Source organism: Streptomyces diastatochromogenes (assembly GCF_002242805.1).
GTDB lineage: Bacteria > Actinomycetota > Actinomycetes > Streptomycetales > Streptomycetaceae > Streptomyces > Streptomyces diastatochromogenes.
The window spans coordinates 118,276-137,739 of the sequence record NZ_MCGQ01000052.1 but is presented as its reverse complement, the minus strand read 5'-3'; the positions used below and the strand labels follow the sequence as shown (position 1 = coordinate 137,739).

Below are 19,464 nucleotides of genomic sequence, written 5' to 3'. Positions count from 1 at the left end.
CGGGTCACACCGCGCGGTCCGCGAAAGGGCCGCCCGGGGCGAAGGCCAGCGCGGCGAAGCGCTCGCCGATCCGGCGGTGCGTGGCGGCGTCCGGGTGGAGGTCGTCGGGCAGCGGCAGTTCGGCGCTGTCGGCCTCCCCGTAGAGGTCACGGCCGTCGAGGTAGTAGAGGTGCGGGTCCTCGGCGGCCCGCTGCCGTGCGATCCGGGCCAGCTCGTCGCGGATGACCCCCAGGGTGAGCTTGCCGTGCGCCCGTTCCGCCGGATCGCCGGTGGCCCGGAACCGCAACCGCCCGGAGCTGAGGGCGCCGAAGTCAGGGGCGCAGGGGCCCGGCGTGTCCTCGTGGATGGGGCACAGGATCGGCGAGACCACGAGCAGTGGGGTGTCGGGCCGGCCCTCGCGGACGGTGTCGAGGAAGCCGTGGACGGCGGGGCCGAAGGCGCGCAGCCGCATCAGGTCCGTGTTGACCAGGTTGATGCCGAGCTTGACGCTGATCAGGTCGGCGGGTGTGTCGCGCAGCGTGCGCGCGGTGAACGGGTCGAGGAGGGCGCTGCCGCCCAGGCCGAGGTTGATCAGCTCCACCCCGCCGAGCGAGGCGGCGAGTGCCGGCCAGGTGGTGGTGGGGCTCGCCGCGTCGGAGCCGTGGCTGATGGAACTGCCGTGGTGCAGCCACACCCTGCGGCCCCGGTCCGGCACCGGCTCGACGGGTGCGTCGGTGCGCAGGGCGACCAGTTCGGTGGTCTCGTTGTGCGGCAGCCAGATCTCGACGTCCTTCACCGTGGCGGGCAGGCCGGTGAAGCGCACGGTGCCGACCGGGCCGGGCCGCTGCTCGGCGGTGCCGGCGGCCATGTCGATCGTCAGGGTGTTGCCGCCGGTGACGGACGCGCTGCCGGCCGGGCGTCCGTCGACGAGCAGGTCGTACACACCGTCCGGGCGTGGCGGGGCGCCCACGTAGACCCGTTTGGTCGGCAGCGTGTCGAGTTCGACGGTGCCGGCACGCGTGCGGAAGACCAGCCGTACGCCCGACGGCTGGGACTCGGCCAGGTGCAGCTGCGGGTCGGCGCACTGGGCCCGGGCCCGGGCCGGAAGCCGGTGCGGCAGCAGTCCGTGTTCGGTGCGCTCCAGGTCGAGGGCGCCGCGTACGAGGTCGGCGGTGAGGGGCGTGGTGTGCATCATGTCGGCCTGCGCTCCGAGGGGTCAGGGGGTGGGCCAGTTGCGCAGCAGGGAGTCGAGGGCGTCCAGGATCCGCGTCCAGGACTCCTGCGAGTCGGGGGCGCTGTGGCTGAATCCGCCGGCCGCCTCCAGGCTGACGTAGCCGTGGAAGACGCTGCCGAGCAGCCGCACCGCATGGGTCTGGTCGGGCTCGGCCAGGTCGTAGCCGCGCAGGATCGCCCGGGTCATCTGGGCGTGCCGGCCACCGGCGCTCGCGGCGGCGGCCTCCGGGTCGAGCCGGAAGCGGGCCGCTTCGTAGCGGCCGGGGTGTTCCCGGGCGTAGTCGCGGTAGACGTCGGCGAAGGCGCTGAGCGCGTCCTTGCCGGCCCGGCCGGCGAGCGCGTCGGCGGCGCGGTCGGCCAGCTCCTCCAGGGCGAGCAGCGCGATCCGTGTCTTCAGGTCCTGGGAGTTCTTCAGGTGCGAGTAGAGGCTCGCGACCTTGACGTCGAACCGCCGGGCCAGCGCCGACACCGTCACCTGCTCGAAGCCGACCTCGTCGGCCAGCTCCGCGCCCGCCCGGACCAGACGCTCGGTGGACAGGCCTGCACGCACCATGAGCTTCCTCCCTTCTACCGAAAGCGATTATGCTGCTTCCTAAAGGGTTTAGGCAAATGGCAATGAGCGATCAGCGACCCGTGGACTCGCGGATCACCAGGGAGAAGGTGCTGACGAACTCCTCCTGGTGCGCCGGACGTCCCTCATGACCCATCCGCGCGACCAGCAGGGCGACCGCCCGCTCGGCCATCAGGTCGTGGTCCGGATCCACCGTGGACAGCGAGGGAACGAGGAACGCGCTCTCGTCGACGTTGTCGAAGCCGATCACCTTGACCTGCCCGGGCACCCGCACCCCGGCATCGGCCAGGCCGCGCAGCGCGCCCATCGCCACGGTGTCCGTCACACAGAACACGCCGTCGAAGGCCGGCCCGTCCGCCGCCAGCGCCCGGGCCCGCCGGGCGGCGGCGTCCATGGTGAGCGAGGGCACGCTCAGCACCAGCTCCGGATCCAACGGCAGGCCCGCGGCCTCCAGCGCCTGCCGGTAGCCGGCGTGGCGCAGGCTCGACACGTCGACCTCGTCGCGCAGTTCCCCGCACAGGAGGGCGATGCGCCGGCAGCCGCGCTCGATCAGATGCCGGGTGGCGGCCGCGGCGGCCGCCACGTTGGGCATCGCGACGTGGTCCACGGGGCCGCCGAAGATCCGCTCGCCCAGGATGACCACGGGGTGGTCGACCTCGAGGGAACCGACGTCGGCGGGGCCCATGCCGACGGTGGCCAGGATGAGCCCGTCGTAGAGCCGGTTGCGGGACAGGGACAGCGCCGCCAGCTCGTTCTCCCGCCGTGCGCCGGTCTGCTCGATGCTCACCCGCAGGCCGTGCCGGTCCGCCGCTGTGATGAGGGCGGCGGCCAGCCGGCCGTAGTACGGGCGGTTCACCTCGGGGACCGCGAGACCGATGGTTCCGGTCCGGCCCTTGCGCAGATTGCGGGCGGCCACGTTGACGCGGTAGTCGAGCCGGGCCATCGCCTCCAGGACGCGTTGCCGGGTGGCGGGGCGGACGTGGGGGTGGTCGTTGATGACGTTGGAGACGGTCATCGCCGACACCCCGGCCGCCTTCGCCACGTCCTGGATCGTCGCCACGCTCACTCCCGCCCGGTGTCCTCCGCAAGACGATAGAGGGCGGCTCCGTGGGCGGGCAGGTCGGCGGTCAGGTGGCGGCCGTCGTGCGGGGTGTCGGTACGGGTCCACACCTCGCGGACGCGGTCGCCGGGGCGCGCGCCGACCGAGCCGAGCGGCACCTGGAACCGGCGGGGTCCGTCGGCCAGGGAGAACACGGCCGCGTAGCGGGTGGTCCCGTCGGTGTCGTCGGCGGTCCACAGGACGAGGTCCCCCTCGCGGAGCACCTCGCGGTTGCCGGTGCTGTGCCAGAGCACGGCCAACGCCTCGTCGTTGGTGAGCAGTTCGACGGTCTCCGGCGGGCTGGTCGGCAGGTCGCCGCCCATCATCAGCGGCGAGCGGGAGATCAGCCACAGGGTGAGCAGGCTGATCTGCTCCGGGCGGGTCAGGCGGCACAGCCGGTCCTCACCGCGCTCGGCCCGGATGCCGATCCGGCCCAGGGGCAGCATGTCGGCGTCCGCCCAGTGGCCTTCGCCCTGCCAGGGAGCCCACCGGGCCATCCGCGCGAACTGGGCCTCGACGTCCTCCCAGCGGTCCCACAGGTCGTCGCAGACCCGCCACATGGTGGCGTTCGCCCGCAGATGGTCCAGGCGGGCGAGGGAGACGTCGGTGCCGGGGGAGAGGCTCAGCTCGATCGGCCGCCCACTGCGATCGATCGCCCGGGCGTAGGCGGCGATCTCCCGCTCGTGGTACGGGAACAGCATGTCGTCGGCCTTGACGAAGTCCACGCCCCAGCGGGCGAACTGGGCGACCTGGGAGTCGTAGTACGCCTGGGCGCCCGGATGGTCGTGGTTCAGGCCGTAGTTGTCGGAGTTCCAGGGGCAGACGGAGCCGGTGTCGGCGATCTCGTCGACGGTGAAGCCGGTGCCGGCGACGGGCAGCCGGGCGGCGACGGCCCGGCGCGGGACGCCCCGCATGATGTGCAGGCCGAAGCGCAGGCCGAGATCGTGCACCCGCTGGGCGAGCGGTCCGAAACCGGCGCCGCCGGCGGCGGACGGGAACCGGTTCGGGGCCGGGAGCTGGCGGCCGTGCGCGTCGAGGACCAGCGGGGCGTCCGGGTTGTAGCCGTGGGCGCGGGCCGTCGGCTCGTACCACTGGATGTCCACCACCACGGTGTCCCAGCCGTGCGCGAGCAGGTGGTCCCGCAGGAACCCGGCGTTGGCCAGCACCTCGTCCTCGGTGACCGTGGTGCCGTAGCTGTCCCAGCTGTTCCAGCCCATCGGGGGGCGCGTGTGCCGGGCGGGGATCGGTCGGTCCATGGTCGGCTCCGCTCAGTCCGCGAGGGTCACGGGCGCCTGGACCGTGACGAACGAGTGCGGCGGGAGGGTGAGGGACAGCCCCCGATCGGTGACGGTCAGGTCATCGAAGGGGCGCGGTGTCACGGCCGTGGGCGCCTGCGGGGTGTTGTGTGCCTGCACCTTGTCGGCCGTCAGGATGCGCGCGTACGGCTCACCGATGCGGCCGCCGCGCAGGTCCAGGCTCACCTCGGCGGACTCCTCGGCGTCCAGGTTGCTCACCGAGACCAGCAGCGATCCGTCCTTGACGCTGGCGGAGGCCGACACCGTCTCCAGCTCGTCGTCCCCGACCCGGCGCCGGGCGGATTCGCTCCGCAGGTGGACCGGGAGCGAAGTGGCGTCCTGATGGCCCTTGTTCATCTCGAACACGTGGTACGTCGGGGTCAGCACCAGCGCGTCCCCGTCGGTGAGGAGCATGGCCTGCAGGACGTTGACCGTCTGGGCGATGTTGGCCATGTGCAGGCGCGCCGCGTGCCGGTGGAACACGTCGAAGTGGGTGCTCGCCACGAGCGCGTCCCGCATCGTGTTCTGCTGGAACAGGAAGCCCGGATTGGTGCCCGGCTCCACGTCCCACCAGGTGCCCCACTCGTCCAGCACGAGACCGACCGTGCGCCGGGGGTCGTAGACGTCCATGACGGTGGAGTGGCCGGTGAGGATCCGGTCCACGCGTCGCGCGGACAGCATCGTGCGGTAGTGATCCTCGGCGCCGAATTCGATGGCGCTGCCCTTCGCCTCCCAGGGGCCGGCCAGCGTGTAGTAGTGGACGGAGATGCCCTGGAAGTACGTGCGCGGGGTGGCCTCGCAGCCGAAGCAGCTGATCTGCTGCATCAGCGTCTCGGTCCACTTGTAGTCGTCGTCGGAGGCGCCCGAGGCGATGCGGTACAGCTTGTTGTCGCCGTGGTCACGGCAGTACGTGGCGTACTGGCGGGCCAGGTCGGCGGAGTACTCGGCGCGCATGTTGCCGCCGCAGCCCCAGGTCTCGTTGCCGATGCCCCAGAACCTGACCCGCCACGGCTCCTCGCGGCCGTTGGCCTTTCTGAGCCGCACCATCGGGCTGTCACCGTCGCGGGTCAGGTACTCGACCCACTCGCTCATCTCACGGACGGTGCCGCTGCCCACGTTGCCGCTGATGTACGGCTCCGCGCCCAGCAGTTCGCACAGGGCCATGAACTCGTGGGTGCCGAAGTGGTTGTTCTCCTCGACGTTGCCCCAGTGCGTGTTGACCATCCGGGGCCGCAGCTCACGCGGGCCGATGCCGTCCTGCCAGTGGTACTCGTCGGCGAAACAGCCGCCCGGCCAGCGGAGGTTGGGGATGTTCAGCGCGCGCAACGCGTCGACGACGTCGAGCCGGATACCGCCCTCGTTCGGGATCGGGGAGTCCTCACCGACCCAGAAGCCGCCGTACACACACCGCCCGAGATGCTCGGCGAAGTGGCCGTAGAGATGGCGGCTGATCGTCGGTCCCTCGATGTCCAGGTTGATGATCGCGGTGGCGGTGGGCACGGCGGTACTCCAATCCGAGATCCTTTGTATCGATAAAAAAGCTCGCATCAAGGGGCGGTCGCGTCAAGAGAGCGGGGGCCGGCGGCGAACCGGAGGCCGGCCGCGCCCCGGAGGCCGGCCGCGCCCCGGAGGACGGCAGCGACCCGGAGGTCAGCTCGCGAACACCCACTTTTTTGTGGGTACTTGGCAGCCCCGCCGCACCGGGAGAGGCTGTTCTCCGAGGTCAGGGGCTGCCGGACGGGGGAGCGGGGAGGTGCGGGTGACAGTGCGTCAGGAGGCCGGCCGGGACGCGACGAGCCGATCCAGGCGGCGGTGGCCCCAGTCGGACAGGGGGCCCAGGGCCTCGGCCAGGTCGCGGCCGAACCCGGTCAGCGAGTACACGGTCTTCGGCGGCAGCACGTCGTGCACCTCCCGGTGCACCAGCCCGTCCGACTCCATCTCGCGCAGCGCCTGAGTCAGCACCTTCTCGCTGAGCCCCGGCAGCCGGCGCCGCAGTTCGCCCGGCCGGTGCGGGCCGGACTCCAGCAGCCACAGCAGCGAGGTCTTCCACTTGCCGTCGATCACGGCGATCGCGGCGGTCACTCCGCACACGTTCGGATCCTGGGCACGGCTGCGCGTCATCTGGTCCTCTCCGGTCCTCTGCCTGGTCCGTTTTTCTGCTTGCTTTTACCTATACGGGAGTTGAGTCATGTCTATTCCATCCGGACACTCCACGGTCACCGTGCTCGGTCTCGGCCCGATGGGCCGCTCGCTGGCCGGCGCCTTCCTCGAGGCCGGACTGCGGACCACGGTCTGGAACCGCACGCCGGGCAGGGACCGCGAACTGATCGGACAGGGCGCGGCCGGCGCCGCGACCGCCGAGGAGGCCGTCGCCGCGAGCGATCTGATCGTCGTCTGCCTGGTGAACTACGACGCGGCCGACGCCGTCCTGCGCCAGGACGCGGTCACCCGGGCCCTGAAGGGCCGTACCGTCGTCAACCTCACCGCCGACACCCCGGACCGCGCCCGGGGCACGGCGGGCTGGGCGACCGCCCACGGCATCCGCTACCTGGACGGCGCGATCATGACGCCCGCACCGAGCATCGGCACGCCCGAGGCCGTGTTCCTGCACAGCGGTCCGCAGGACCTCTTCGATGAGCACCTGCCCGTGCTGGAGGCCCTGGGCGGCACGCACACCCACCTCGGTGAGGAGATCGGACGGGCGGCCACCTACGACGTCGCGCTGCTCGACATCTTCTGGACCGCGATGGCGGGCTACGCGCACGCCGTGGCGATCGCCCGGGCGGAGGGAGTCACCGCCCGGGAACTGGCACCCTTCGCCCAGGGCATCGGCGCCATCCTGCCGCCGCTCTTCGCGGAGTTCGCCGAGGACGCCGACAGCGGCAGCTACTCCGGGGCGATCAACCCCATCACCTCGGCCGTCTCGACCATGACCCACGTCGTCGCCGTCTCCGAGGCCCACGGCATCGACGCCGGCGTGATGCGCGCGGCGGAGGGCATGGCCCGCCGGGTCATCGGTCTGGGCCACGGCACGGACGGGTTCATCCGGGTCGCGGAGGTACTCGGCCGGCACTGACACCCCGGGGGTGACGGCCGGCCTACGGAACGTAACGGGCCCGGAGCCGCGACTTGTGCGCGCGCCGGTGCGATGGAACGCTTCCGTCCGCCGGTCGCGACCACGGCCGGCGGATGCCGTGAGCATGGGTTTCCCGGGAGACGGACAATGTCCGGGAGCCGGTCGTGGGACGAAACGGGGAGTGGACGGATGGAGCTGGAGCTTCGGCACCTGCGGGTGCTGTGCGCGATCGCCGACGCGGGCAGCGTGGGCCGTGCCGCAGCGCACCTCGGGTACTCGCAGCCCGCCGTGAGCACGCAGCTCAGACGCATCGAGCGCCACCTGGGCGAGCCGCTCTTCGAACGGAGCGCGAGCGGAGTGCGGCCCACCCGGTACGGCACCGAGGTGGTCGCGCAGGCCCGGGACGTGCTGGCCCGCGTCGACGCCATCGGCCACCGCCCCGCCGCCGCCCGGCCGCGCCGTACGCTGCGCGTGGCCGCGACCAACTCGCCCATGCTCTCGGGCACGGTGTCCCGCGTCCGCACCCGGCTGCCGGAGCTGTCCCTCGCCGTGACCAGCGTCTACGCCTCCTCGCGGATCGTCGAGTTGCTGGAGGAGGGCGCGGTCGACGCGGCCATCGCCGCCGACTACCCGGGCATGGAGCTGCGGCACTCGACCGCCGTGCAACACCGCGGCATCGTCACCGAGCCGACGTTCGTCGCCCTGCCCTCGCGCCACCGGCTGCGTCAGTCCGCCCAGGTGCAGCTGGCCGACCTGGCCGAGGACGACTGGTTCGTGACCCCGGACGACGGCGCCGGCTGGCCCGGCGTGTTCTACGACGCCTGCGCGGCGGCCGGGTTCACCCCGGTCGCCGTGCACGAGTTCCTCGGGGACCAGACCCAGCTGCAGAGCATGATCGCCGACGGCCTCGGGGTGTCCCTGGTGCAGCCGACGCTGCGCCCGATCCCGCACGTCACCGTCAAGCCGCTGGCCGGATCGCCGCTGTGGTGCCGTTATGTGCTGGCCTGGCGCCCCGACACGGTCACCGCCGACGTCGTGGAGACGCTCTTCCAGTCGGCCCTCGGCGCCTATCGCGATCTGGTCGCCCAGGCACCGCACTTGAGGACCTGGGCGTCGCGCACCTGGAGCATCGCCGGGGCGTAGCGGTCGCCGCCACAGCGTGCCGGGGTGTTATGGGCGCGCAGTGCCATGTGCTATGTCACACGCCATTGTTGTGCGGGTGACGCGCTGAGACAGTGCCTCACACGCCTCAACACCCCACCGAGGCGCATCCCTTCGTGGAGGAATCCCGATGCGCTATCGCTTCGCGCTGCCCAGACGCATGGCCGGTGCCGCCGCCGTCTGTGTCACCGTGGCCGGCCTGCTGTCCACCCCGGCGCTGGCAGCACCCCAGCCGCATGCCGGTACGGCCGCCCGCACACCCGGCAGACACACCCCGGTACCACCCCCCACCGGCGCGACCACCGGTGCCACCGAACGCCCCGCGGCCCAGGCGAGGCGGCTCAGCCCCGCCCAACTCCCGCCCCACGCCCCGACGTTCACCCGGAGCATGGAAACCGCCCCGCACGGGGTGGCCAAGGGGGCCTCCTGCACTCCGGCCGACTTCGGCGGCCGTACCGGAGCCGCCCTCGTCTCGTTCGTGAAGACCTCCTCCACGGACTGCGTGAACACCCTCTTCTCGGTCACCGGCAGGGACGGGCACGACATCTTCCGCCAGGCGCAGATGCTCACCGTGGCGAACGCTTTCACGCGCACGGCCGGGCAGTACCGGGGCGACAACTCCGGCAGCCTGCTGCAGCTGGTCCTCTTCCTGCGCGCCGGCTACTACGTGCAGTTCAACCACCCTGGGGACGTGGGGTCGTACACCTCGCGTCTCACCACCGCCGTCACGGGCGGCCTGGACTCCTTCTTCGCCCGCGCCCACTCCCGGGACGTGACGGCTGCGAACGGTGACGTCCTCGGCGAGACGGTCATCCTCACCGACAGCGCCGATCAGCAGGGCCGCTACCTGGACGTCTACCGGCGGCTGCTGTACGACTACGACAGCTCGTACGACGCGATCGACAGCATGATCAGGGCCGTCAACGACGTCTACACGCCCCTGTGGCGCGGCAACTGGAACCCGGCGTACGTGCAGGCGGTCGACGCCGACCCGCGCATCGTCGACACCCTGTACGACTTCGCGCTGGCCAACACCGACCAGCTCGGCACCGACCTGGCCTTCCTGGACTCCAACGCCGGGATGAACCTGGCCCGTTACGTCGAGCACCCGGAACTGCGGGAGACCGTCCGGCCATTGACCAAGGACCTGCTGGACCGGACCGGGATCACCGGACCGACGGCCGGACTCTGGGTCGCCGTGGCCACGCAGGCCAACTCCTACGACGGCGCCGACTGCGCGTACTACGACGTCTGCGACCTGCCGGCGAAGCTCACCAAGGCCGTCCTGCCGGTCACCCGGCACTGCGACGCGAACGTCAGCATCCTCGCCCAGTCCCTGACCGCCACCGACCTCGACGCCGCCTGCGCCAGCGTGCTGAACCAGAGCACCTACTTCCGTGGCCTGGTCAAGGCCGACGGAGCGATACCCGGCCAGTACGTGTCCACGATCCAGCTGGTGGTCTTCGCCAGCCGGACCGACTACCAGACCTACGCCGGCCCGATCTACGGCATCAGCACCGACAACGGCGGCATGACCCTCGACGGCGACCCGTCCGACCCGGCCAACCGCGTCACGTCGATCATGTACCAGAAGAACTACGACGACGGCTTCGTGGCCCGCATCTGGAACCTCAACCACGAGTACACGCACTTCCTCGACGCCCGCGACGACATGAAGGGCGACTTCACCCAGCAGACCTCGGTGCCGGACGTGTGGTGGATCGAGGGCCTCGCCGAGTACGTCTCCTACAGCTACCGGGGCCTCGCCGACGACCAGGCGATCCAGGAGGCCGCCAAGCACACGTACAAGCTGAGCACCCTGTTCGAGAACACCTACGCCAACAGCGACGTGACCCGCACCTACCCGTGGGGCTACCTCGCCGTGCGCTACATGTCCGAGCGGCACCCCGACGACGCCCAGCGCATGCTCGCCCGCTTCCGCGTGGGTGACTACACCGGCGGATACGCCGTCTACCACGACGGCATCGGCACCCGCTACGACGCCGACTTCGACCAGTGGCTCACGGCGTGCGCCGCGGGCGCCTGCGCCAGGCCGTCAGCGGCCTGACCGCCCGCGCCCGAGCACAGCGGCCGCCGACCGGAACCCCGGTCGGCGGCCGCACGTGTCACACGGGTCCCCGGCGTCAGACCGCCGTAGCCGGGTACGTCGGGTACTCGACGCCCGAGACGTGCTGGACGACCCGGACGACCTGGCAGGAGTAGCCGAACTCGTTGTCGTACCAGAGGTAGAGGATCGCGTTGTCGCCGTCGACCTTGGTCGCGCCGGCGTCGACGATCGAGGCGTGGCGCGAGCCGACGAAGTCCATGGAGACGGCGTCGGGGGCGGTGGTGAAGTCGATCTGGCGCTTCAGCGGCGAGTTCAGCGAGACGTCGCGGAGGTAGTCGAGGACCTCGTCGCGGGTGGTCTCACGGCCCAGGCGCAGGCTCAGGATGGCGATCGAGACGTCCGGGACGGGGACGCGGATCGAGCTGCCGGTGATCGGGGCCTTGAGGTCCGGCAGCGCCTTGGCGACGGCGGAGGCGGCACCGGTCTCGGTGATCACCATGTTGAGCGGCGCGGAACGGCCGCGGCGGTCGGCCTTGTGGTAGTTGTCCAGCAGGTTCTGGTCGTTGGTGAAGGAGTGGACGGTCTCCACGTGGCCGCGCAGCACGCCGTACTCGTCGTCCATCGCCTTCAGCGGCGGCACGATCGCGTTGGTGGTGCAGGAGGCGCAGGACAGGATCTGCTCGTCCGGCTTGATCGTGTCGTGGTTGACGCCGTGCACGATGTTCGGGACGTCGCCCTTGCCCGGGGCGGTCAGGACGACCTTGTCGATACCGGGGCGCAGGTGCTTGGAGAGGCCCTCGCGGTCGCGCCACTTGCCGGTGTTGTCGATGAGGATGGCGTCCTTGATGCCGTGCGCCGTGTAGTCGACCTCGGTGGGGTCGTTGGCGTAGATCACCTTGATCGCGTTGCCGTTGGCGACGATCGTGCTGGTCGCCTCGTCGACGGTGATGGTGCCGTTGAACTGGCCGTGGATCGAGTCGCGGCGCAGCAGCGAGGCGCGCTTGACGAGGTCCGCCTCACCGCCACCGCGGACGACGATGGCGCGCAGGCGCAGGCCGTTGCCGGAGCCGGCCTTCTCGATCAGCAGGCGGGCGACGAGGCGGCCGATGCGGCCGAAGCCGTACAGGACGACGTCGCGGCCGGCACCGCGCTCGATCTTGTTGGCACCCGTGGCGCCGGCGACGGCCTCGGCGGTGAACTCTGCCACCGACAGACCGCGGTCGTCGTTCCTGTAGGTGGCGGCGAGCATGCCGATGTCGATCTGGGACGGGCCGAGATCGAGGGTGGTGAGGGTCTGCAGGAAGGGAAGGGTCTCGGTGACCGACAGCTCCTCGCCGGCGATCTGCCGGGCGAAGCGGTGCGTCTTCAGGATGCTGACCACCGACTTGTTCACCAGGGAGCGGCTGTGCAGCAGGACCGTCACGTCCCGCTCGCGGTGCAGCTTCCCGATGATCGGGATCATCGACTCCGCGATCTCCTCGCGGTTCTTCCAGTTGGTGAACGAGTCGTCGTTGACAGTCACAGATCCATCTTTCGAGCTAGGCAGCGCTCAGATGATAACAACACCCGGTTCTGGATCTTTACGGGGGTCCTGAATCAGGGTGGAAGACCGTAAGAAAGCCGGGTCGCGGATTGCACGCCCGCAGTGACGTGACCAAGGTCGGAGAGTGAGCACGTCCTCCGTACCCCGGCCCGAGCCGGCCGCCCCGTCCCGTCCCTTCCGCCGCCCCGCGCTGCCCCTCGTCGCCCGGCACCGGATCCCCGAAGGCGCCCTGCAGGCCCTCGCACTGTTCGCGGCGGTCCGGACCGCCGGGATCCTCGTCGTGATCGTCGCCAACCACCTCACCGGACACCCGCTGGTCAGGAGCCTGGCCCACTCCTGGGACTCCCGCTGGTACCTGCACATCGCCACCCATGGCTACGGGCACCTCATCTGGATCACCCCGAGCGGCGGGGTGCAGGCCGACTGGGCGTTCTTCCCGCTCTACCCCGGGCTCATCCGGGCCCTGACCACGGTCCTCCCGCTCAGCCCCGGCCAGGCCGGGCTGCTGATCGCCTGGGCCGCCGCCGGCGCGGCCGCGTACGGCGTCTACGTCCTCGGCCACCACCTGTACGGGCGTGCCGTCGCCACCGCCCTGGTCGGACTGTGGGCCGTCCTGCCGCACTCCGTCGAGCTGACCATCGCCTACACCGAGTCCCTCTTCGCCGCGCTCGCCGTCTGGTCCCTGTACTGCGTGCTCAAGGGCCGCTGGCTGTGGGCCGGTTCGCTGGCCGCGCTGGCGGGCCTGTCCCGGCCGACCGGGTTCGCGGTGGCGGCGGCCGTCGGCCTCGCCGCCGCGCAGGAGGTGCTGCGGCAGCGCGGCCGGGTGCCCGCGACCCTGTGGGCCGGCGCCCTGCTCGCCCCGCTGGGCTGGCTCGCCTACGTCCTGTGGGTGGGGCTGCGGACCGGCGACCTGCTGGGGGGGTACTTCAAGATCCAGAGCGCCTGGGACTCGCGCTTCGACTTCGGCGCCGGTGCCGTGCGCTTCATCAGAGCGCTGCTCCTGCACGGCGGCGGCTTCGTCTACCCGGCCGCCCTGATGATCGTCGCGATCAGTGTCGTCCTCTTCGGGCTGCTCTGCCTGGACCGCGCCCCGCTCGCCCTGATCGTCTTCGCGGGCGTGCTGGTGCTGCTCGTGGTCGGCGGCTCGGGCTCGTTCTCGTCCAAGCCGCGTTTCCTGCTGCCGGTCTTCCCCCTGCTGATCCCTCCGGCGCGTGCCCTCGCCCGCACCTGGCGGGTGCGACCGGCCCAGGCCCTGTTCGTCGGTGGCGCCCTGGCCGTCGTGTCCCTGCTGTACGGCGCCTATGTGACGGTGGTGGCCCACTCCCCGCTGTGAGTCACCGGCCGATTTCCACGGGAAGAGCGCCCGCCACGGCCGAAAACGGCTGGATCAGGGGCCGGTGCGACGAAAGGATCGTGTGGACTCCTGACGAGAGAGGCGTGTCGATGAAGCTGCACACCCGTGAGTGGGGGACCGGGGACCGGGTCGCCGTCCTGGTCCACGGGATCATGTCCGACCACCGGACCTGGCGCCGGGTCGCGCCGGCCCTGGCGGACAAGGGCTACCGGGTCGTCGGCGTGGACCTGCGCGGGCACGGCGCGAGCGGCCGGGGGGAGTACGGCGCCGAGATCTGGGCCGACGACCTGGTGGAAACCCTGCCCGGGAGCCCGGAGTTGGCGATCGGCCACTCGCTCGGTGCCATGGCGCTGGCCCTCGCCGTCGAACGGCTGGCACCGGAGCGGGCCGTCTACTGCGACCCGGCCTGGGAGGTGGGGGAGAACGCCCACGCGGCCGCCTCCGCCTTCGCGTCCTTCAAGGACGCGCCCCGCGCGATGATCACGGGCTTCAACCCGCGGTGGGAAGAGGCCGACGTGGACGTCGAGTTGGCCACGCTCGCCGCCTGGGACCCCGCGACCGCGTACGCCCTCCCCGACGCCTACGCGGTCAGCCGGACCCCGGCCCGCCCGGTGGTTCCCTCACTGGTCATGCTGGCCGACTCCAGTCGTCTCGTGTCCCCCGAGGCGGCGGGGGAGCTGCGGCAGAGCGGCTTCGAGGTCCGCACCGTCCCGGGAGCCGGGCACACCCTCTACCGGGACGACTTCGAGGGGTTCATGTCGGCGCTCGACGGATGGATATGAGGTCAATGTCCTATAAAGGTAAAATCTAGGCGTTTGCCACGACGGGCCACCGCCCAGCCGGAAGTGATCGATGCCCCGCAAGCGCTCCACGGACAACGGCGACGAGCTGCTGGCCAGACTAGGTTCGCTCACCGCCCAGGCACGTGAGCGCGCGGAGCTGCAGCGCACCCAGGTCGAGCTGGCCATCGCGCTGCAGCGTGGCATGCTGCCCCGGGATCTGCCGACGGCCCCCGGCCTGCACCTGGCGGTGCGCTACACACCCGCCACCTACGGCCTCAACGTCGGCGGCGACTGGTACGACGCCTTCACCATGCCCGACGGCCGCATCGGGCTGTCCATCGGCGACGTACAGGGCCACAACATCGAGGCCGCCGCCTTCATGGGCCAGGTCCGGGCCGGGCTGCGCGCCCTCGCCTCCGTCACCAGCGAGCCCGGAGAGCTCCTCGGCCGGACCAATGAGCTGCTGCTGTCGCTGGGCAGCGAGCTGTTCGCCACCTGCACCTTCATGCGGCTCGACCCGGTCACGGGCGTGCTGGAGAGCGCGCGGGCCGGGCACATCCCCTTCGTCTGGGCCACGGCGGACGGAAAGTCCGGCGTGGTGGACGACGAGGGCGGGCCACCGCTCGGCATCGAGCCGGGCATGGAGTACCCGGTGACCCGGCACCGGCTCACCACCGGCGGGGTGTTCGTCCTGCTCACCGACGGTGTCGTGGAGGGCCCGTCGCTGAACATCGAGGAGGGACTCGACCAGGTGGTGCGGCTCGCCGGCATCGCGGCCGTCGCGGGACTGGAGGCGCACGCGCTGGCCGCAGCCGTGATCAAGGGTGCGGAGAGCGTGGGGCACGAGGACGACGCCGCCGTCCTCGTCGTGGGCCTCGACGGGCCGGGGGTGCGGCCGCCGGACCGGTGGGACGGTCAGGGGTCGGGCTTTCAGCCATAGAGCGGGACCGGAGGCCTCTCGCCTCGCCGAGCGCGGGCCATCGGTGTGAGATTGCTGCTGTGGTGGGTTTCGAGGATCTACGCCGGCCGGGCGGCTACGCCGTCCAGGTGCTGGCCGTCGCGGCCTGCTACTACGGCGCGGCGCGCCTCGGCCTGCTGCGCCGGCTCGTCGTCGAGGGCTCCGTGGTCACCCCCATCTGGCCGCCCACCGGCGTCGCCGTCGCCGCCCTGCTGATCCTCGGCCTGGGCTGCTGGCCCGGCATCACGCTGGGGGCGCTCTTCGCCATCCTGTACCTCGCGCCCCCCAGCCTCGATCTCCTCGGCTTCCTGTTCGGCAACACCGTCGCGCCCGTGTGCGCGGTGCTGCTGCTGCGCCGGGCCGGCTTCCGCACCGACGTCAGCCGGTTACGCGACGGCCTCGCCCTGGTGTTCCTCGGCGCGCTGACCGCCATGCTGATCAGCGCGACCATCGGCGTCAGCCTCCTGCTGATCACGGACAAGCTGCCCGCGCGCAGCTTCTGGGCCATCTGGCTGGCCTGGTGGGTGGGCGACGCGATGGGGGTCCTCATCGTCACCCCGTTGCTGCTGATGCTGCACAGGGCTCGCTGGCCGCCGCCCACGGCGCGCTGGAAGGAGGCCACCGCGCTGGCCGTCGTGGTCTGCGTCGTCGTACCGCTGGCCGTGTACAGCACCATCAGCGTGCTCTTCCTCGTCTATCCGGTCATCATCTGCGCCGCGCTGCGCTTCGAGCTGGTGGGCAGCATGCTCTGCGCCCTGCTCACGTCCGTGCTGGCCACCGTCGCCGCGACGGACGGCGTCGGGGCCTTCGCGGGACTCACCCCGATCGAGGTCATGGCGAAGCTCCAGGCCTTCAACGGCGCGATGGCCCTGACCGCGCTGCTGCTGTCGGCCGTCATCACCGAGCAGCGCAACACCCGCCGTTCCGTCGAGCACGCCTGCCAGGAACTGGTGGAGGTCCTGGAACACCTCACCGCGGGCGAGCCCCCGCCGCCCCGCCCACCCTCGGACGCCGACGACCGGCCGTGACCCACCGCGTGGACACCGCAGCCCGGTCCCGCGCCGATTACTCAACCTTGGTTGAACAGTCCAGACTGATAAACCTATTGTTAGTAATCGTGGACATGGACAACACGACGCTCGCCGCCGCGCTACGGCTGGCCATGGGCCGGATCGTCCGCAGGCTGCGCCAGGCGCATGCCGTGGGGGACGTGACCCTCTCGGGCGTCTCCGTGCTGTCCCGGCTGGCCACCGCCGGACCGGACTCGCCCGGCTCGCTCGCCGAGCTGGAGCGCGTCCGCCCCCAGGCGATGGCCACCACCCTCGCCGGGCTCGAACAGCGCGGACTGGTCAGCCGTACCCCCGACGCGGCCGACGGACGGCGGGCCATCGTGTCGGTCACCGACGCGGGCCGGGCCGTGCTGGAGGAGCGCCGCTCCGAGTCCGTGGGCCGGCTCGCCCACGCCCTGGACGAGTTCACCCCGCAGGAGCGCGAGGCACTGCGTGCCGCGCTGCCCCTCCTCGACCGGCTGGCGGAACGGCTGTGAGCGGGCAGGCGCCAGGCGGCGCCCCGGGCGAGTCCGCCGCGGGCCTGCGCGGCCGGCTGCTCGCCCGCTCCGCCCGCCTCCGGGACACGCCACCCGGCCCCGGCTACAAGTGGGTCGCCCTGTCCAACACCACACTCGGCGTCCTGATCGCCACGATGGACGCCTCCATCGTGATCATCTCGCTGCCGGCCATCTTCCGCGGGATCGGCCTGGACCCGCTCGCCGCGGGCAACATCGGCTATCTGCTGTGGATGATCCTCGGCTATCTGCTGGTGTCGGCCGTCCTGGTCGTCGTCCTCGGCCGGCTCGGCGACATGTTCGGCCGGGTCCGCATCTACAACCTCGGCTTCCTGGTCTTCGCCTGTGCCTCCGTCGCGCTGTCCCTCGACCCGTTCCGGGCGGGCGCGGGCGCCCTGTGGCTGATCCTGTGGCGCATCGTGCAGGCCTTCGGCGGTTCCATGCTCACCGCCAACTCGGCCGCCATCCTCACCGACGCCTTCCCGGCCCGGCAGCGCGGCACGGCCCTCGGAATCAACCAGATCACCGCGCTCGCCGGGCAGTTCCTAGGCCTGCTCGCCGGCGGTCTGCTGGCCGCGGTCGACTGGCGGGCGGTGTTCTGGGTGAGCGTCCCGGTCAGCGTGACCGGCACGATCTGGTCGTACCTCAGCCTGCGCGAGACCACGGCCGGCGCACGCGGCCGCATCGACTGGCTCGGCAACGTCACCTTCGCCACGGGCGCCGGTATCCTCCTCGCGGGCATCACCTACGGCATCCAGCCCTACGGCGGCCATCCCACCGGATGGACCAACCCCTGGGTGCTCGCGGGCCTGATCGGCGGCGTCGGCCTGCTGCTCGCGTTCTGCGTGGTCGAGACCCGGGTCGCCGAGCCCATGTTCCGGCTGTCCCTGTTCCGGGTGCGGGCCTTCGCCGCGGGCAACCTGGCCGCCCTGCTGACCGCGATCGCCCGCGGCGGCCTGCAGTTCATGCTCATCATCTGGCTGCAGGGCATCTGGCTGCCGTTGCACGGCTACGACTTCGAGGACACCCCGCTGTGGGCCGGCATCTTCATGCTGCCGCTGACCCTCGGCTTCCTGATCGCCGGCCCGATATCCGGCTACCTCTCGGACCGGTTCGGCGCCCGCCTGTTCTCCACGGCCGGCCTGATCGTGGTCGCCGGCTCCTTCCTGGGCCTGCTGGCGCTCCCCGTGAACTTCGCGTACGGCCCGTTCGCCACGCTGCTCTTCCTCAACGGCTTCGGCCAGGGCATGTTCTCCGCGCCCAACACCTCCTCCGTGATGGGCAGCGTCCCCGCCCGCCACCGGGGCGTGGCCTCCGGGATGCGCTCCACCTTCCAGAACTCGGGCACGGCCCTGTCCATCGGGATCTTCTTCTCGCTGATGGTCTCCGGACTGGCCTCCTCCCTGCCGTCGACGCTCGGCAGCGGACTCCAGGCGCACGGCGTGCCCGCCGGCACCGCCCACCAGGTGGCCTCGCTGCCCCCGGTCAGCACCCTCTTCGCGACCTTCCTGGGCAACAACCCCATCGGCCACCTGCTCGGCGCCGGTGACACCCTGGACCACCTGACGGCAGCCCAGCGCGCCACCCTGACCGGTCACACGTTCTTCCCGCAGCTGGTCTCCGGCCCCTTCCACCACGGCCTGACCATCGTCTTCGCCGTCGCCGCCGGCATGGCCCTGGTCTCGGCCCTCGCCTCCGCCCTGCGCGGCGGCCACGAGCCCGCCGGCGACGACACCCCGAAGGGCTCCTACCCGGCGTACGCCCGCAAGGGGTAGTGGTCCGAGAGGTTCGTGTACGTGTACGACGTCCCCCAGCTGGTCACCGTCCAGGGCGCCGACTGCTCCTTGACGACCTCGTTGCGCCATCCCGCCGGACGGGCGTGACCGGCGCGGGCGAGGACGTAGTCCAGGTCCTCGCGCGGATCGTTCGGGTAGCGGTCGTGGGCGATGGAGTTCTCCTGCGTGTCGAAGGAGTACGGGTGCCCGGTGCGCGCGTCGGCTCCGACGAGGCCGGCGTCGGCGAGCATCGACGCGTACTCGCCACTGCGCGAGTCGACGTTGAGGTCGCCCGCGAGCAGCACCTCCTCGTCGGCGGGGATGTTCTCGGCGTCCAGGAACGCGTCGATGGCCTTGAACTGCCGGCTGCGCATCGCCGCCGCCTCACCCGCGCCGCACCCGGGATCCGTGGACTGCGCGTGCGTGCCGACCACGTGCACCCTGGTGCCGTTCACATCGAGCACGACGTACGCGAAGCCCTTGTTGGACCACCAGTCCGCGCCGCACGCGTCCTTGTACACGTACTGCTCCTTGTGCAGGATCGGCCACTTGCTCAGCACGGTGACCCCGCCGTCCTCGGGCGTGGTGGCCGAGTACGCCCCGCCGGTCGCGTCCCAGCCGCTGCGGCTGCGGCCCACCACCGCTGTCTGGTACGGGTATTCGGCCCCCGCGGCGCTCTTCAGAGCGTCGGAGGAGGAGTTGTCGAACGCCTCCTCCAGAACGACCACGTCGTTGCCGCGGAAGAAGGGCGTCTTCGGTATCTCCGCGGCCCGGTGGTCCTGGCCCCAGTTCGGGTACAGGTTCTTGCTCATGAGGAAGACGTTGTACGTCAGGACCTTCAGCGCCGGTGCCTGCCCGGCTGCCGCCGCCGGGGTGGAACCGGCGAGGGCCGCCGCGGGCAGGGCGAGGGCGAGCACGGCCGCGCCGAGGGCACGGCGGGGTGCGAGGAGCGTCACTGGATCTCCCTGTGGATGAAGGGGGTTGAGTGGCGCCGCACATCAAATCA

17 protein-coding genes are annotated in these 19,464 nt (G+C 71.4%); 9 read left to right on the top strand and 8 right to left on the bottom strand.

Annotated features, from left to right (window positions below):
- Window positions 1-4 precede the first annotated feature (4 nt).
- From BEK98_RS42255 to BEK98_RS42230, 6 genes are all read right to left on the bottom strand, one after another.
- Window positions 5-1,171, bottom strand: a complete 1,167-nt coding sequence (locus BEK98_RS42255; protein ID WP_094222227.1) for a GDSL-type esterase/lipase family protein — start codon at window positions 1,169-1,171, stop codon at window positions 5-7.
- 24 nt (window positions 1,172-1,195) lie between these two features.
- Window positions 1,196-1,765, bottom strand: coding sequence for a TetR/AcrR family transcriptional regulator (locus BEK98_RS42250; protein ID WP_094222125.1), 570 nt, complete (start codon window positions 1,763-1,765; stop codon window positions 1,196-1,198).
- Between the two features lie 70 nt (window positions 1,766-1,835).
- Window positions 1,836-2,843 carry a LacI family DNA-binding transcriptional regulator gene (locus BEK98_RS42245; RefSeq protein WP_094222124.1) on the bottom strand — a complete coding sequence of 336 codons (1,008 nt, stop codon included), beginning with the start codon at window positions 2,841-2,843 and terminating at the stop codon, window positions 1,836-1,838.
- Window positions 2,844-2,845: 2 nt separating this feature from the next.
- On the bottom strand, window positions 2,846-4,138 hold the full coding sequence (locus BEK98_RS42240) for a glycoside hydrolase family 27 protein (protein WP_244202216.1): 1,293 nt from the start codon (window positions 4,136-4,138) through the stop codon (window positions 2,846-2,848).
- Between the two features lie 12 nt (window positions 4,139-4,150).
- Window positions 4,151-5,677 (bottom strand): alpha-N-arabinofuranosidase, encoded by a 1,527-nt coding sequence (locus tag BEK98_RS42235; RefSeq protein ID WP_094222123.1) that lies wholly within the window; start codon window positions 5,675-5,677, stop codon window positions 4,151-4,153.
- Window positions 5,678-5,947: 270 nt separating this feature from the next.
- Complete coding sequence (locus BEK98_RS42230; RefSeq protein ID WP_094222122.1) at window positions 5,948-6,298, bottom strand: winged helix-turn-helix transcriptional regulator; 351 nt, start codon at window positions 6,296-6,298, stop codon at window positions 5,948-5,950.
- A 67-nt stretch (window positions 6,299-6,365) separates the two neighbouring features.
- Between BEK98_RS42230 and BEK98_RS42225 the strand changes: the two genes are divergently transcribed.
- From BEK98_RS42225 to BEK98_RS42215, 3 genes are all read left to right on the top strand, one after another.
- Window positions 6,366-7,253 carry an NAD(P)-dependent oxidoreductase gene (locus BEK98_RS42225; protein ID WP_094222121.1) on the top strand — a complete coding sequence of 296 codons (888 nt, stop codon included), beginning with the start codon at window positions 6,366-6,368 and terminating at the stop codon, window positions 7,251-7,253.
- Window positions 7,254-7,442: 189 nt separating this feature from the next.
- Complete coding sequence (locus tag BEK98_RS42220) at window positions 7,443-8,396, top strand: LysR family transcriptional regulator (RefSeq protein WP_094222120.1); 954 nt, start codon at window positions 7,443-7,445, stop codon at window positions 8,394-8,396.
- A 148-nt stretch (window positions 8,397-8,544) separates the two neighbouring features.
- The gene (locus BEK98_RS42215; protein ID WP_094222119.1) at window positions 8,545-10,482 is read left to right on the top strand and encodes a collagenase; all 1,938 of its coding nucleotides are present in this window, start codon (window positions 8,545-8,547) and stop codon (window positions 10,480-10,482) included.
- A 76-nt stretch (window positions 10,483-10,558) separates the two neighbouring features.
- Here BEK98_RS42215 and BEK98_RS42210 read toward each other — a convergent pair whose 3' ends face one another.
- The gene (locus BEK98_RS42210) at window positions 10,559-12,004 is read right to left on the bottom strand and encodes a glyceraldehyde-3-phosphate dehydrogenase (protein ID WP_094222118.1); all 1,446 of its coding nucleotides are present in this window, start codon (window positions 12,002-12,004) and stop codon (window positions 10,559-10,561) included.
- A gap of 145 nt (window positions 12,005-12,149) precedes the next feature.
- Here BEK98_RS42210 and BEK98_RS42205 point away from each other — a divergent pair, with 145 nt between their 5' ends.
- The 6 genes from BEK98_RS42205 (at window position 12,150) to BEK98_RS42180 (ending at window position 18,458) form a co-directional block, all read left to right on the top strand.
- Window positions 12,150-13,358: a hypothetical protein gene (locus tag BEK98_RS42205; protein ID WP_094222117.1), complete on the top strand. Its 1,209-nt coding sequence runs from the start codon at window positions 12,150-12,152 to the stop codon at window positions 13,356-13,358.
- A 110-nt stretch (window positions 13,359-13,468) separates the two neighbouring features.
- Entirely contained in the window at window positions 13,469-14,161 is a 693-nt protein-coding gene (locus BEK98_RS42200) for an alpha/beta fold hydrolase (RefSeq protein ID WP_094222116.1), read from the top strand.
- Window positions 14,162-14,231: 70 nt separating this feature from the next.
- Window positions 14,232-15,101, top strand: coding sequence for a PP2C family protein-serine/threonine phosphatase (locus BEK98_RS42195; RefSeq protein WP_094222115.1), 870 nt, complete (start codon window positions 14,232-14,234; stop codon window positions 15,099-15,101).
- Between the two features lie 59 nt (window positions 15,102-15,160).
- The gene (locus BEK98_RS42190) at window positions 15,161-16,147 is read left to right on the top strand and encodes an MASE1 domain-containing protein (RefSeq protein WP_094222114.1); all 987 of its coding nucleotides are present in this window, start codon (window positions 15,161-15,163) and stop codon (window positions 16,145-16,147) included.
- Window positions 16,148-16,242: 95 nt separating this feature from the next.
- Complete coding sequence (locus BEK98_RS42185; protein ID WP_094222225.1) at window positions 16,243-16,665, top strand: MarR family winged helix-turn-helix transcriptional regulator; 423 nt, start codon at window positions 16,243-16,245, stop codon at window positions 16,663-16,665.
- A 155-nt stretch (window positions 16,666-16,820) separates the two neighbouring features.
- Window positions 16,821-18,458 (top strand): MFS transporter, encoded by a 1,638-nt coding sequence (locus BEK98_RS42180; protein ID WP_244202221.1) that lies wholly within the window; start codon window positions 16,821-16,823, stop codon window positions 18,456-18,458.
- Here the strand turns inward: BEK98_RS42180 and sph are convergent.
- The gene (gene sph / locus BEK98_RS42175; protein ID WP_094222112.1) at window positions 18,431-19,414 is read right to left on the bottom strand and encodes a sphingomyelin phosphodiesterase; all 984 of its coding nucleotides are present in this window, start codon (window positions 19,412-19,414) and stop codon (window positions 18,431-18,433) included. The genes BEK98_RS42180 and sph overlap by 28 nt on opposite strands.
- Window positions 19,415-19,464: the final 50 nt, after the last annotated feature.